Below are 15,404 nucleotides of genomic sequence, written 5' to 3'. Positions count from 1 at the left end.
GTACTTAGTAAAGGATATTTGTTTTACCAAATTAATAAACGAGCCAACTGATAATGAGGGGTCTACCTATTTTCGATCTTGCTATAATCTTCATCTATCTTGTTGGAATGATATTGGTTGGGGTTTATTTTTCGCGAAAAAATAAAAATTCCGAGCAGTTTACAAAGGCTTCGGGCCTCATTCCCGGATGGGCAATAGGTTTATCAATTTATGCGACATTTCTAAGCAGCAATACCTTTTTAGGTGTGCCGGGTAAAGCTTTTGGTGGCAACTGGAATGCCTTTGTATTTAGTATTTCTATGCCGCTTGCAGCTTGGATTGCTTCGAAATATTTCGTTCCTTTCTATCGTAACACCGGAGAGATATCTGCATACACACATTTAGAAAACCGTTTTGGTGCCTGGGCAAGGCTTTATGCTGTAGTTTGTTTTTTACTTACTCAGCTCGCCAGAATGGGTTCAATATTCTTCGGAATTGCTTTAAGCCTGCAAGCCCTAACAGGTTATTCCATGCAAATGATTATGATAGTTATGGGCATTTGTATCATTTTTTACACTGTTTTAGGTGGGATAGAGGCGGTAATCTGGACAGAAGTTGTGCAGGCTGTTGTAAAGACTTTTGGCGCACTGCTCATTTTGTATCTCATTATCACAAACATGCCGGGCGGCGTTTCTAAAATCGTAGAAATTGGCAATTCAGCAAGTAAATTTAGCTTGGGCAGTTTCAGTCCCGATTTTGTTAATTCTTCGTTCTGGGTAGTTTTACTTTATGGCTTTTTTATCAATCTGAATAATTTCGGAATGGACCAAAATTATATTCAGCGTTACCATACGGCCTCATCGAGTAAGGAAGCATCAAAATCTATCTGGTTATGTGTATGGCTGTACATTCCGGCGTCCCTATTATTTTTTGTTATAGGATCTTGCTTGTATGCTTATTATGAAGTTAACCCGGATTTAGTTCAATCAATTAAACATCAGGTTGCTTTGGAAAGGTTGCCAATTCATTCATCGGCAGACGAGATTTTGAGAATGGAAAGTTCTTTGCAGCCGGCAGATTATGGCGATAAAATTATGCCTCATTTTATGGTTACCAAAATCCCAATTGGCTTGGTTGGTTTAATTGTTTCGGCAATTTTATCTGCGGCGATGAGTACCATAAGTTCTGGAATGAATGCCTCGGCAACCGTTTTTTCGGTTGATATTTACAAGCGCTACATCAAGCCTGGTGTCACCGAAAAGCAAAATCTTTCGCTTTTGCACTTTGCAACTGTTGGTTTTGGTTTACTAGGGATGATTGCAGGAATTGCAATGATTGGAGTTAAAAGCATTCTTGATGTATGGTGGGAGCTATCAGGGATTTTTGCTGCGGGTATGTTAGGCTTGTTTTTATTGGGCATTGTAAGCCGGAAAACCAAAAACCATGAGGCGATAATCGCTACGATGATTGGAATTGTAGTCATAATCTGGATGACATTGTCTTCATTGTTGCCAGCGCAATATGAATTGCTGAGGAATCCATTGCATAAAAATATGATAATCGTGGTTGGCACACTGACCATTTTTTTAATGGGTATCATCCTGACGAAAATTAAAAATAGAAAATTAAAATCTGTCGGCTAGCGCCACTTAACTAACAGCATTCAAAATATTAAAATAAAAAATTTCAATTTAGAATAATGGAAAACTCACAGAAAGGGTTCATCCCGGTAATGCTCACACCTTTTTTAGGCAACGGAAATATCGATTATACTGCACTCACTCAACTTACTGAAATCTATTTGCAGGCTGGATCCTCAGGGTTATTTGCGAATTGCCTCTCCAGCGAAATGTTTGAATTGACTGATAGAGAAAGGATTCAGGCCATAAAACATGTTATAAAAGTTGTTGATGGAGCTGTTCCGGTTGTGGCAACGGGAACTTTCGGCGGTCCAATTGTAAAGCAGGCAGATTTTGTTAAAGAAGTTAGTGATTTGGGTGTTGAAGCTGTAATTGCAATTACTGGATTACTGGCAGATGAAAATGAACCAGACGAAATTTTTGATGAGCGTGTTTTCGACTTGCTCAATCAAACAAATAAGATTCCAATAGGATTTTATGAATGCCCTGTTCCTTACAAACGCGTACTTAAACCTCAGCAATTGAGTAGTTTCGTCAATACAGGCAGGATAATTTATCACAAAGATACTTGTCTAGATTTATCACAAATTGAGGAAAAGTTGAAACTTACAAAAGGCCACAAGTTTGGCTTATATGATGCCTACATCGTTCATGCAGTAGCATCTCTAAAAGCAGGTTCTGCCGGATTATCCTGCATACAGGGGAATTATTTTCCTGAATTAATTGTTTGGCTTTGCGATCATTATGATGATTCCTCATTAACTGAAGAAGTTCAAATTGTTCAACAGTTTCTTATCGATAATATGGATGTGATGCACAACGTTTATCCGGTTGTGTCAAAATATTTTCTTCAAAAAAGAGGCTTGGATATTTCTACCTTTACCAGAAGGGATGTGGGTAGTTTTACGCCCGACGTGATAAAAGGTGTTGAAAAATTATTTGATGATTATACGGCATTAAGGAACGAATTAAATATAGAGGTTTATATTTAAAGTAATGGAAGTAAACCTCATACCAGAAAACATATGAGGTTTACAACAATTATTTAATTTAAATACTTCCTTTTATAATCTAAAGGAGTCATTCCGGTAACTTTCTTGAAGTGTCGGTAAAAGTTTGATACATTGTTAAATCCACAATCAAAACATATCATTTCGGTAGGCAATTTGTTTTCAATCAAAAACCGGCAAGCATGGCTAACCCTGATTTCAATAAGAAAATCATAGTAAGTTTTCTTTGTCATAAGTTTAAAATACCTGCAAAACGAAGTGACGCTCAAATTACTGAGTGAAGCAACCTCTTCGAGCGTAATATCTTTCTTGTAATTGCTTAGCGTGTAGGTGCAGATTTTATTGATTCGTAGTGTTTCCGATTCGTTAGATTGATAGAAAGTGTTTTTGCTGGTTACAATCGTTTCATATTCGTCTGTTTCAGCCAGGGTTTTTAAAATGGAAAGCAAAATTATAATCCTGTCGAGATTCGTCGCATCTACTGCAGATTTCATCAAATTAATTAGTTTTTCTTTAGCGACGCCTTTTATTACCATACCACTTTTAGCTTTTTCGAACAGTTTAGGAATAAGGTAGGCCTCAGGTAAATTAACCAGGTATTTTCCGAGGCAATCTGGTAAAAAATGGACAACCATCGCTTCAGTCTTTAAATCAGGATTTCCCTGGAAATACTCATCTTTACAACGCCAGGTATGCGGTAAATTTTCACCCAAAAGTACCATTTCATCGGGAACGAAATTGCTGATGTTATCTCCGATAAAACGAACACCTTCACCCTTTATGACATAGTGTAATTCCAACTCCGGATGGTAATGCCAGATGTTGCCGAAGTCTGGTTTTATATCATGACGAATACTGAAAGAGCTTTGAAGTGTAACAGGGACTTTATGAAAATGAGGTTTCATTAATTATCGGAATATTGGTTAGTGTTAAAAATACAATGTTTAGCACATCATAAGCATAAAGTACTAAAGTTAGCTTGTATTATGATAATATCCTATATTAATTTGATAAAAAGTTTCATTAAATACCAATATTGATTGCAGAGTTTTGTATATAGCCACTTAGGCGACGACCAAAATATAGACCAACAAATTTTTTTATACAAATAGTTTGTTTATTAATGAATTATAATGCCAGCTAAACAAAGCGAAATTCTATTAGTTTCCAGTGGCGATTTAAGGCTTTCGGCAAATCAAAATTGCTGGGCAGCCCAGGTGGAAATGGAAAGTAAATTGACAGATGCGATTGAACAATCCGGTTGGACTGTGAAACGTGCTCATCAATATAACTCAACAAAGAAACATGGTTTTATAGATTCGCAAAGAATGGGTATGGACATCTTTCGAAGTATTGATCCCAACAAGCCAATAATAGTAGCCGAAAGTGTTTGGCAGTACTCTCACCATGTTTTTGCAGGTTTAACAACTCATAAGGGTCCGATACTTACTGTTGCAAACTGGAGTGGGCAATGGCCAGGCTTAGTTGGTATGCTGAATTTGAACGGTTGCTTAACTAAAGCAGATATCAACTACAGCACACTTTGGAGCCTGGATTTTACAGATGATTTTTTTGCCAAAGGCTTGCGCGAATGGTTGGCAACCGGGAAGGTTAGCCATAATCAAGAACATGTTAAGCGCTATAGCAATTCTAACATTCCATCGGCTGATGAAAAAAAAGGTAAGGCGTTCGCATCTGCTTTAAAAGAACGCAAAGTGATAATGGGCGTTTTTGATGAAGGTTGCATGGGTATGTATAATGCCATTGTGCCCGATGAACTGTTGCATAAAACCGGATTTTTTAAAGAAAGACTAAGTCAGTCGGCACTTTATGCCGCGATGCTAGAGGTTACCAATGAAGAAGCCAATAGCGTTTTAGATTGGTTGCTTGCTAAAGGAATGACTTTTAACTGGGGTACTGATGAAGAAACCGAATTAACCCGGTCGCAAACTTTATTGCAATGCAAAATGTACATTGCAGCCTTGCGTATAGCCGATGAATTTAGCTGCGATACAATTGGAATTCAATACCAGCAAGGGTTAAAAGATTTGACCGTGGCCAGCGATTTGGTAGAAGGCTTATTAAATAATGGAGACCGTCCGCCGGCATTTTCGAAAAGTGGTAAAGAACTTTATCCAAAACGGGCACTTCCCCATTTTAATGAAGTGGATGAATGCGCCGGACTTGACTCTTTATTGACTTATGAGTTATGGAAAGAACTGGGAATGACCGGCGAAAATACATTACACGATATCCGCTGGGGCGAACATTATACAGGAGAAGGTATTGACGATTTTGTATGGCTTTTCTTAATTTCAGGTGCCGTGCCTGCAGCACATTTTATCGGTGGTTATGAGGGTGCGAGCAGCGACAGGCAGCCCCCTATGTATTTCAGGCTGGGCGGGGGTACCTTGAAAGGAATTAGTAAGCCCGGTTTTATCGTTTGGAGTCGTGTTTACGTTTCAAATAACGAGTTGCATTGCGACTTAGGAGTTGGTGAGGTGGTTGCTTTGCCCGCAGAAGAAACTCAAAGACGCTGGAATAATACAACTCCCGAATGGCCGATTATGCATGCTGTTTTGAAAGGGGTTAGCAGAGATCAACTTATGGCCAGGCACAAAGCAAATCACATACAGGTTGTTTATACAAATGACGAAGCAAGTGCCCACCAAGCCTGCAGAATTAAAGCGGCGGCCTTAGATGAACTTGGCTTAAAAGTTCATTTTTGTGGTGATGTACATCTTATTGATTAATAATTGAAATATATAAAGTGATGAAATTATCGATTCTGATTTTGTTTATAATGCTCTCAAATTTTGCCGGCACTTTTGGGCAAAACACTGTTTCTGAGGATGATAAAGCAAAGTATATTAAAACAATAACGGAGCGTGCAGATAAAATTGTTGCGACTTTATCTATAACAGACACTTCTAAATTGCAGAAAGTCAGGAATGTGATAAGAGATCAGTATAGTAATCTGAATGATATTTATGCTGGCCGTGACTCTAAGTTGAAAGACATCAAACAGAAAAATAAGGATGATAAAGCTGTCAGAGACACCGCTATTGCTAAAGAGAATCGAAGTACCGAAGCTGCTTTAACGAAGTTACACAAAAAATACCTGAGCAAACTTTCTAAATATTTAACGCCAGAGCAAATTGAGGGTGTAAAAAACGGTATGACTTACAACGTACTTCCAATAACATATAAGGCTTATCAGGAAGAAATTTTGACCCTAACTGAAGATCAAAAGAAACAAATTCTAATTTGGTTAACTGAGGCCAGGGAACACGCTATTGATGCAGAATCGTCAGATAAAAAACATGCATGGTTTGGTAAGTATAAGGGTCGTATTAACAACTACCTGTCGGCGGCCGGCTATGATTTGAAAAAAGAGGGCGTGGAATGGGAGAAAAGACGCAAAGAAAAAGCAAATTCGGAGAAGCCTGTAAACCATTAAATTAAAGGAATTATGTGTGCGGAAAAAAAATATAATTTTTTATTTAAGAATATTTCATTTATATATGAATTTTGTTTTATCTTGGATTAAAATTAATTGTCGAAAATCTGGCGCTGAGTTACACCCTGAAAGACTGATACTTATTGCTGATTAAATTTTGAAAATTATTACCCATAATTAATTTTAAAAGTATTTTACTTTTCTAACCAACATATAAACGTAACCAATAAATGAGCTGTTCGCATAACAATTGCTGCATACATTGCTGATATACATTTAGCTTATCTTATGCCCGCGAAAAACGATCCTCAATAACATTCAGAAATAGCAAAAACCATAAATCATTGATAACCGGATAAATGCTTTGGGTAAAAAGACAGCATTTAAAACTAACCAAATAATAAATATGAACTTAAAATTTTTACGCAAACTTTCGTTGTCCTTGCTGTTCACGCTGCTGGCAAGCACAATATTATTTGCCCAGGACCGAAGGGTTACGGGGAAAGTTGTCGATGCTGCAGATGGCTCGCCAATACCTGGGGTAAACGTGAGTCTGAAAGGCATTCCTAGTAATGTTAGTACAAATGCCGACGGAGTTTACACAATTCAGGTGAAATCCAATGCTGATGTATTGGTTTTTTCTTATATTGGTTACGTAAGGCAACAGTTAACCGTTGGGACGCAAACGAACATCACCGTACGGTTGACATCAGATAATAAAAGTCTAGATGATGTCGTGGTGGTAGGTTACGGAACTCAAAAAAGGACAACTTTAACGGGTTCAGTGGTCGATATTAAAGCTGCTGAAATTGAGGATTTACCAGGAACAAACGTTGCTGCTGCATTGAGTGGCAGGCTATTAGGCGTAGGTGTAAGTGGTGGTATTGCACGTCCGGGTACGCCAGCAAAAATAACCATTAGAAATCCAAATACAATTTTTTCGAAAGATGGAGGAAGTACTGATCCATTATACGTAATCGATGGGGTTATTCAAATTGATGGTCAGGGAAAACCAGATCCGACAAACTTTGGAAACCTTGATGCATCAGAAATTGAAAGCATGTCGTTTCTTAAAGATGCATCGGCAGCAATTTACGGAACAAGAGGTGGTAATGGTGTTGTTTTAGTGACTACAAAACGTGGTAAAATTGGTAAGCCGCGTATCAGCTATAGTGGCTCATACGCTGTTAACGATGAGGCCTATCGCACGAAAATGATGAGCGCCTACGAGTTTGCACAATATATGAACATTATGAATGGTCCAAATGGTGGTAATAAGCAACCCGGAGTCGATAACTTTTTTACCCAAGACGAACTGAATCATTTTAGAAACATCGATTACGATCGTCTTGAAGATGCATGGAAATCAGCATATGACATGAGGCATACGTTGAGTGTTAGCGGAGGTGCAGACAGGGCAACTTATTTTGCCAATGTTTCTTACAATAAACAAACCGGAAACCTGGCGACATTGAACTATGACAGATGGAATTTTCGTGCGGGGACTGATGTTAGTGTTGCCACAAATTTTAAAGTCGGGTTACAGGTTTCAGGAAACAGCGGCGATTTGGTAAAAACATTTAATAAGGTTTCTGGGGAAGGCGGGGAAGATGATTACAAAAACTTGCTTCTGGCGCCAAGATACGTGCCGGATTATATCAATGGTTTACCGGTAAGACTGCCGGGAGCAAACGATTTATCGAGGTATCATTTCGGGGAAATTCAACGTTTAAATAATCTAGCTACAACTAAGAGCAATTTGTTCACGATAAATGGTTATGCAGAGTATGAATTGCCATTTGTTAAAGGGTTGAAAGCCAGGTTGGCCTATGCCAGAAACACAGGAAACTCAGTTGGCGATCAAATCGGTACTTTTTATACGCTTTATGAGTTTAACAGGTTGGGGGAGAATAAACATATCTACGAAGGTTCCACAGTTTTGAGTTCGCTTCGCGTTACAAACGGCGATCGTTTATATTATTCAAATACAAACCAAGAAAGTGAACAAACTAACTTTGTACTTAATTATGCCCGCGATTTTGGTAAGCATTCAGTAAGTGGATTATTCACCGTTGAGAAATCTGAATCCGAGAATAGTCAGCAAGTGGTTTTTAAAGCAAGCCCTATTGCGGCAACAAATGGTCAGTTTAATTCGGCAACAGGTGCAATTGATGGTTCTACTTCAGCAAACGAAGCGGGTACATTATCTTACGTGGGTAGAGCAAACTATGCTTACGCAAATAAATACCTGGCAGAATTTTTATTTAGAACTGACGCGTCTACTAAATTTGCTCCTGAGAATTATTGGGGCAAATTTTATTCAGGTTCTGTTGGTTGGGTTATATCGGAAGAAAGCTTCTTTAAAGTACCCGCTATAAATTATTTGAAACTGAGATATGCTGTAGGTGTATTGGGAAATGACCAGACTAAAGCATGGTTATGGCGTCAGCGTTATACCTTTCAGGATGGAAAAGGTGGTGTTTTTGGTGGAAATAGCGCCGCAACAACCGGGTTCAAAATGGAAGCTGCTCCAAACAGAGACGCAACATGGAGTACAGAATACAAGAATAATGTTGGTATTGATGCAAAATTGCTTAAAAATCGCCTTGGCGTAAATATAGAGGGCTATTATAATATGGCTAGAAATATCTTAATTGAACCAACTGCAAGTTTGCCTTTTACTATTGGTGGTACAGTTGCTTCGGTTAACTTCGGTTCCGCAAATTATTTTGGTTATGAACTTGGAATATCCTGGGACGACAAAATTGGTTCGGACTTTAACTATGGTGTGAGTGCACGCTTTGGCTGGAGTGATGATAAGGTGAAAATTGGTAATTTTAATGCAAATGATAACTTAAAACCATGGCTTGCTAAACCAGGCGAATCATCTGATAATGGTAAATGGGGTTATGATTATCTAGGCATGTTTAAAAGCCAGGATGAGGTAACCAATTACGTAAATCAGTATAAAATTACCCAGGTTTTTGGTACGCCTTCTGCGCAGCTCAGACCAGGAACTTTATATTACAGAGATGTAAGAGGTCAACTTCAGTCAGATGGTTCTTTTGCAGGTCCTGATGGAATAATTGACGAGAATGATCAAATTCAGTTATCACGTAAAGCCAGCAATCATTACGGATTCGGTATTACTTTAAAAGCTGGCTACAAAGGTTTCAGCGTAGACGCGGTGATAGCGGGTTCGTTTGGTGGATGGGCTGAAATTGACGAAAGGAAAGCTTTAAACACGTCAATCGCCAGAAATTTTACGAGTTTGCCAAATATCTGGGGTAATATTTATGATCCCCAAATCAATCCGCAAGGGACAATGCCAAATCCGAATTTTGCAGATATAAACTTAACGCCTACTTCTAATTTTTATAAAGTGAGCGCCTTCAGGGTACGTATTCCTAGTTTTAACGTAAATTATACATTACCAAAAACCATTGTAGAAAAACTTAAAATTAACAATGCAAGGGTATTCGTATCCGCTTTAAACCCTGCAAATCTTTACAATCCATACACTTATAAAGGACCGGATGGCGCCTGGGATGCTTATCCAAACTTAAGAACTTTCTCATTTGGTCTTAACTTGACTTTGTAAGCACATTAAAATTTTAAAATTCAATAATCTATTAAGATGAAAAGAAATAAGATATTAGGTTTAATTACAGTTGTAATTATTCTTGCCAGCAGCTGTAAAGATGCTTTTCTTGAAGAGAAAAGAGACTTAGCTGGTTATAATGAAGAAGTTTTTAAAGATGCAGCACTTGCCCAGGGCTATGTTGATTATGTGTACGGGTTATTTCTTCCGGCGAATAATGCGCAATCCCTATCCTGGAACATTGCAACCAATAACGACAATTTTGCTAGGACTACGGATGAATTTGCTGGAGAGACAGATTTTAACAAAGTTTGGGCGTCTATAAGCTACACTAATGCACATGCATTGAATTACCTTGGTGCCAGGTTAACCACAAGTATTGTTAATAATCCTTACACCAGGCTTAAGCAAATCAATATTTTTATTGCCGAAATAGACAAATACGGCTTGCCGGAGGATGTAAGAAATAAACTGAAAGGTCAGATGTATTTCTGGAGAGCATGGCAGTATTTTGATTTAGTTCGTCTATATGGTGGTGTGCCGCTGGCATTGACCCCTCAGGATCCAATTAGTGGTGATGGCACAGAATTACAGATTCCCCGCAGTTCTACTTCGGCATGTATTAAACAAATCGTTGCCGACCTTGATTTGGCACAATCATTACTTCCTGGAAAATGGTCTAACTCGGATTGGGGTCGCATTACCAGTGGCGCTTGTGCTGCATTAAAAGGGCGGGTGTTATTAACCTGGGCCAGCCCGCTTTTTAACCGCACAGATGATGTTACCCGTTGGGAAGCCGCATACCAGGCTAACTTAGCTGCCAAAACATTATTAGAAGCAAATGGAGGTGGTCTTTTTAAAACTGGCGGTACAGCCAATGGTGTTGCATGGGGTAATATGTGGTTTTCTGAAGTTAATAATCCGGAGGCAGTTATTGTTTATGGTTTCAATAACCTCGCTATCGGTGGTAATACAACAAAAAACAACGGATGGGAGCAGGCAGCCCGTTCCAGGGAAATCAACGGTAATGGATCACTATCACCTACTAGGGAGATTGTAGATGCTTTCCCAATGAGGGATGGAAAAATGCCGGGAGTTTCCACTGCATACGCTTATGATACAAAGAAATTTTACAAAAACAGAGACCCACGATTTTACAAAACATTTGTATACAATGGTGCAATTTGGCCATATGCGGGAAATACGAATTTTAAACAATGGACTTATAAATGGTATAGAACTGCTGCAGAAACTATACCTAGTTTAACAACCGAAACCAAGGGTGCAAATGCCAGCGCTGTTTACATTAGTAAAGCAACTGACCCGGGGGCATCAAACACCAATGGTAATTTTCAACAAAGCGGCACTGATTTTATGGAAATGCGTTTCGCAGAAGTGATATTGAATCTTGCCGAATCGGCCATTGGCGCAAACAAACTGGCTGAAGGTTTAGATGGTATTAAAGCCATAAGAGAGCGTGCTGGCGTGGAAAATTTAGATGGCGCTTATGGTTTGTCAGGTTTAACCGGCAGAGATCAATTGTTTGGTGCTGTTCTAAAAGAGCGGAATATTGAATTTGCCTATGAAGGCAAAAGATTCTTTGATTTAAGACGTTGGATGTTATTTGAAGAGAATTCGCCTACAGCGGCCAGATTAGGAATAAAACCTTTAAACGGAACCCGTAGAACCGGATATTTCATTACAGTTAAATCTGTTGCCGGCGTTAAGTATGTTGGTACTACCGATCCGCTTATCAAGCCGGCAACCGGTAATGCTCCAGTAATTGATCGGGATCCGGCTACTTACCCAACCGCAAATGGTAGCGCGAACTACGCCGCGTATCTAGACTATCTTTACGATAATGTTTTTGTGATTACAGTAAAAGATGATTTGGATAGAACAAATCCGGCCGACTGGAAATTTACCTGGTATCCACAATATTACTTTTTTGGTATCAACGAAAATATGTTGAGCGCTTCGCCATACTTGGAGCAAACAATAGGTTGGAATAGCTTAAAAGGTGCAGGTACTTTCGACCCGCTAAAATAGGCAGGCACGTTTTATTAGCATCGAACGTTTTTTATATTTGGTTTAAGGAAGCAATTTTTTAATTGCTTCCTTTTTTATTTAAGAATGTTACATTTATATATGAATTTAATCGCTATCTTGTAGCGTGGCTTTCGGGGCAAATTGAAGCTATTTTGAAATGTGCTTACTGATCTGAGAAACATCAATTTTTAATTAGCTTAGTGCACTGAAAACCTTTGTTTGATTGCAAATTTTAAATTATCTATCTAACCAATATTTATAACCGAAGGTGCTAACGAATATAGAGCCAAGCATTTTGAAATCTTTAGCAGCTTTCGAAATCTACAAACGGCGTAATTTCCCGGTGCCTCAACGAGCAAAACACAAATGAAAAAGAACTTTTTAAATCTGTTGGTTTCAACAGCATTAATGCTCTCCGCAAATTCTTCTTTTGCGCAATACCCCAACATTCCTGCTGATGTTAAAAAAGCATCAGATTCGATGATGAAAGCTGCTTATCATCAATCAGATGTTGCTTGGGAGAAAGCTAAGCCCATTATCGAGCAGGAAGCTAAGCAAGGCAAACCCTATGTTCCCTGGGCTGGTCGTCCAACTGACTTGCCTCAATCAGAAATTATCGCCTTCCCAGGTGCTGAAGGTGGCGGCGCTTACAGTTTTGGTGGTCGCGGTGGAAAAGTTATTGTAGTTAAAAACCTGAACGACAGTGGTCCGGGTTCGTTACGCGATGCTTGTGAACAAGGTGGAGCCCGTATCGTTGTTTTCAACGTTGCTGGTATCATTCGGTTAAAAACGCCATTAATTATTCGTGCACCTTATATCACTATTGCGGGGCAAACCGCTCCTGGTGATGGGGTTTGTGTGGCTGGAGAATCGGTGTGGTTAAACACACACGATGTAATTGTTCGGTTCATGCGTTTCAGAAGGGGCGAGACTTTTGTCGGTCGCCGCGATGATGCGATTGGTGGAAATCCGGTAGGTAACATCATGATCGACCATGTTTCTGCAAGTTGGGGTTTAGACGAGAATATGTCGATGTACCGCCACATGTATAACGATAGCACTGGTAAAATCGAAGACAAATTAGCAACGGTAAACATCACCATTCAAAACTCCATCTTCTCTGAAGCTTTAGATACCTGGAATCACGCTTTCGGTAGCACGTTAGGTGGTGAAAATTGTACTTTTATGCGTAACCTTTGGGCCGATAATGGTGCCAGAAACCCTTCAATTGGTTGGAATGGAATATTCAATTTTGCCAACAATGTGGTTTTCAACTGGAATAACCGCTCTACAGATGGGGGAGATTATACTGCCTTATTCAATATCGTAAACAACTATTACAAACCCGGACCGGTTACCAACTTAAAAGAACCAATCAGTTACCGGATTTTAAAACCAGAAAGCGGTCGTAGTAAATTGCCTTATGTGGTTTTCGGCCGTGCTTACGTAGAAGGAAATATTATCGAAGGAAATGATAAAGTAACTAAAAATAACTGGGATGGTGGTGTGCAGCTTGAAGACAAAAAAGGGGAGTTAATGACATTTGAGCAGGCTTCTCCATACTTCGCAGCAATGAGGGTTAAAAAACCCTTCCCAATGGCAAAAATTACCATTTTACCAACTTTACAGGCCAAAGATTATGTACTTACCCATGTTGGGGCTAATTTACCAAAAAGAGATCCGGTGGATACACGGGTAATCAAACAGGTTACAACTGGTAAAATTGATTTTATTGAGGGTGTGAAGTTGCCAGAGAAAGATTTCGAGCACCGTCGCTTACCAAAAGACTCTTACAAAATGGGTATTATTACCGACGTGAGTCAAGTGGGTGGTTATCCGGAATATAAAGGTACACCTTACAAAGATGCTGATAATGATGGCATGCCAGATGCATACGAATTGAAAAACGGATTAAATCCTAAAGATGCATCTGATGCTGCAAAAATTTCGAAAAGTGGCTATTCAAACATCGAAGTTTATTTAAACAGCGTTGTAAACGTTTCAACTGTAAAACCTAACTAATATGCGTAAGTGGAATTCTATTTTTAGCATTGCTGTGTTATGTGGTATCGGAAATGTTGCTTTTGCGCAATATCCGGTTATACCCGATGCAATGGAAAAAAGAGCCGATTCACTTTTGAAAAGTATTGAAGAGCAATCGGAACGACAGTTTCTAAAAGTAAAACCTATCGTAGATGCCCAGGCTAAGCAAGGAAAACCTTACATTCCCTGGGCTGCAAAACCAAGTGATTTACCTCAGGCAAAAATGGTTGCTTTTCCAGGTGCTGAAGGTGGTGGAGCCTATGCATTTGGCGGCCGCGGGGGAAAGGTTTATGTAGTAACTAGTCTGGAAGATTCAGGTAAAGGAACTTTACGTGAAGCTTGCGAGCAAGGTGGTGCCCGCATCATTGTGTTTAACGTAGCTGGAATTATCAAATTAAAAACACCCCTGATTATTCGGGCCCCATACATCACCATTGCTGGTCAAAGTGCACCTGGAGATGGAGTTTGTATAGCGGGCGAATCGGTTTGGATAAATACGCACGATGTGGTCATTCGTTACATGCGTTTCCGCCGCGGTGCGACTGATGTTACTCGTAGAGATGATGCTATCGGCGGCAATCCTGTTGGAAACATCATGATCGACCACGTTTCAGCAAGTTGGGGATTAGATGAAAACATGTCGATTTACCGCCATGTTTATGATGCCAAAGACGGTTCTAAGCCAGAAAAATTACCAACAGTGAATGTGACCATTCAAAATTCTATCTTTTCTGAAGCTTTAGATACTTATAACCATGCCTTCGGAAGTACTATTGGCGGTTTGAATTCTACCTTCATGCGTAACCTTTGGGCTTCGAACATTGCAAGAAACCCTTCTGTTGGGATGTACGGCGATTTTGGTTTCGCGAATAACGTAATTTTTAACTGGTGGAATAGAAGTGCCGATGGTGGCGATAACGCTTCATTTTATAGTTTCGTAAACAACTATTATAAACCAGGTCCGATTACGCCTGCCGGTCAGCCAATTTCTTATCGCATTTTAAAGCCAGAATCGGGAAGAGATATCAGGTTTAAAAATGAGTTTGGCAAGGCTTACGTAACAGGAAATATTGTGGAAGGCAATGAAAAAGTAACCAAAAACAATTGGGATGGTGGCGTTCAGCCTGAAAGCAAGCGTGAAACGCAAAAGTTGTTAGATTCTATTCGAAGCGACAAACCACTTCCAATGGCTAAAATTTCGATCATCGATACCAAAAAAGCATATGATTATGTTTTGGCAAATGCTGGTGCATCTTTACCCGTACGTGATGCGGTAGACAAGCGTATCGTTAAACAGGTATCAACAGGTAAAATTGAGCATGTAGAAGATGGAAAGCTTCCGGCTACACAGAATTATGTTAAACGCCGCTTGCCAGCTGATTCATACAAAAAAGGAATTATTTCTGATATTGCACAAGTTGGCGGTTATCCCGAATACAAAGGTAAAGCTTACCTTGATTTGGATAAAGATGGGATTCCGGATGCCTGGGAAACTAAAAATGGTTTGAACCCTAATGATGCCAGTGACGCAGCAAAAATCTCGAAATCAGGCTATGCCAATATCGAGGTGTATTTAAATAGTTTGGTTGATATCAATAAAGTGAGACCATAGGGAAATCGTC

General features: G+C 39.4%; 9 protein-coding genes. 8 read left to right on the top strand and 1 reads right to left on the bottom strand.

Annotated elements, in window-relative coordinates; translation table 11 throughout:
* Positions 1-53 precede the first annotated feature (53 nt).
* The gene (locus ASF92_RS06105; protein WP_056089463.1) at positions 54-1,622 is read left to right on the top strand and encodes a sodium:solute symporter; all 1,569 of its coding nucleotides are present in this window, start codon (positions 54-56) and stop codon (positions 1,620-1,622) included.
* A 56-nt stretch (positions 1,623-1,678) separates the two neighbouring features.
* Positions 1,679-2,611, top strand: a complete 933-nt coding sequence (locus tag ASF92_RS06100; RefSeq protein ID WP_056089461.1) for a dihydrodipicolinate synthase family protein — start codon at positions 1,679-1,681, stop codon at positions 2,609-2,611.
* A 53-nt stretch (positions 2,612-2,664) separates the two neighbouring features.
* Here ASF92_RS06100 and ASF92_RS06095 read toward each other — a convergent pair whose 3' ends face one another.
* Positions 2,665-3,534 carry an AraC family transcriptional regulator gene (locus ASF92_RS06095; protein WP_056089459.1) on the bottom strand — a complete coding sequence of 290 codons (870 nt, stop codon included), beginning with the start codon at positions 3,532-3,534 and terminating at the stop codon, positions 2,665-2,667.
* A gap of 228 nt (positions 3,535-3,762) precedes the next feature.
* On the opposite strand from ASF92_RS06095, the gene ASF92_RS06090 reads away from it, so the two are divergent.
* The 6 genes from ASF92_RS06090 to ASF92_RS06065 all read left to right on the top strand — a co-directional run bounded on the left by ASF92_RS06090 (position 3,763) and on the right by ASF92_RS06065 (position 15,394).
* On the top strand, positions 3,763-5,382 hold the full coding sequence (locus ASF92_RS06090) for a hypothetical protein (protein WP_056089456.1): 1,620 nt from the start codon (positions 3,763-3,765) through the stop codon (positions 5,380-5,382).
* Between the two features lie 20 nt (positions 5,383-5,402).
* Positions 5,403-6,089 carry a DUF3826 domain-containing protein gene (locus ASF92_RS06085; RefSeq protein ID WP_056089454.1) on the top strand — a complete coding sequence of 229 codons (687 nt, stop codon included), beginning with the start codon at positions 5,403-5,405 and terminating at the stop codon, positions 6,087-6,089.
* A 406-nt stretch (positions 6,090-6,495) separates the two neighbouring features.
* Positions 6,496-9,690 carry a SusC/RagA family TonB-linked outer membrane protein gene (locus ASF92_RS06080; protein ID WP_056089452.1) on the top strand — a complete coding sequence of 1,065 codons (3,195 nt, stop codon included), beginning with the start codon at positions 6,496-6,498 and terminating at the stop codon, positions 9,688-9,690.
* A gap of 36 nt (positions 9,691-9,726) precedes the next feature.
* On the top strand, positions 9,727-11,739 hold the full coding sequence (locus ASF92_RS06075; RefSeq protein WP_056089450.1) for a RagB/SusD family nutrient uptake outer membrane protein: 2,013 nt from the start codon (positions 9,727-9,729) through the stop codon (positions 11,737-11,739).
* Positions 11,740-12,971: 1,232 nt separating this feature from the next.
* Complete coding sequence (locus ASF92_RS21590; RefSeq protein ID WP_369817086.1) at positions 12,972-13,022, top strand: hypothetical protein; 51 nt, start codon at positions 12,972-12,974, stop codon at positions 13,020-13,022.
* 740 nt (positions 13,023-13,762) lie between these two features.
* A complete protein-coding gene (locus ASF92_RS06065) occupies positions 13,763-15,394 on the top strand; it encodes a polysaccharide lyase family 1 protein (RefSeq protein WP_056089445.1) in 1,632 nt (543 codons plus the stop codon).
* Positions 15,395-15,404: the final 10 nt, after the last annotated feature.

It is taken from the genome of Pedobacter sp. Leaf176 (genome assembly GCF_001424305.1).
GTDB lineage: Bacteria > Bacteroidota > Bacteroidia > Sphingobacteriales > Sphingobacteriaceae > Pedobacter.
The sequence above is the reverse complement of the archived record's forward strand: the minus strand, read 5'-3'. Positions and strand labels throughout refer to the sequence as shown.

Coding starts and splice junctions, on each gene's coding strand:
- ASF92_RS06095 (WP_056089459.1), bottom strand. CDS start 3,534: ATGAAACCTCATTTTCATAAAGTCCCTGTTACACTTCAAAGCTCTTTC.
- ASF92_RS06080 (WP_056089452.1), top strand. CDS start 6,496: ATGAACTTAAAATTTTTACGCAAACTTTCGTTGTCCTTGCTGTTCACG.
- ASF92_RS06090 (WP_056089456.1), top strand. CDS start 3,763: ATGCCAGCTAAACAAAGCGAAATTCTATTAGTTTCCAGTGGCGATTTA.
- ASF92_RS06075 (WP_056089450.1), top strand. CDS start 9,727: ATGAAAAGAAATAAGATATTAGGTTTAATTACAGTTGTAATTATTCTT.
- ASF92_RS06065 (WP_056089445.1), top strand. CDS start 13,763: ATGCGTAAGTGGAATTCTATTTTTAGCATTGCTGTGTTATGTGGTATC.
- ASF92_RS06100 (WP_056089461.1), top strand. CDS start 1,679: ATGGAAAACTCACAGAAAGGGTTCATCCCGGTAATGCTCACACCTTTT.
- ASF92_RS06085 (WP_056089454.1), top strand. CDS start 5,403: ATGAAATTATCGATTCTGATTTTGTTTATAATGCTCTCAAATTTTGCC.
- ASF92_RS06105 (WP_056089463.1), top strand. CDS start 54: ATGAGGGGTCTACCTATTTTCGATCTTGCTATAATCTTCATCTATCTT.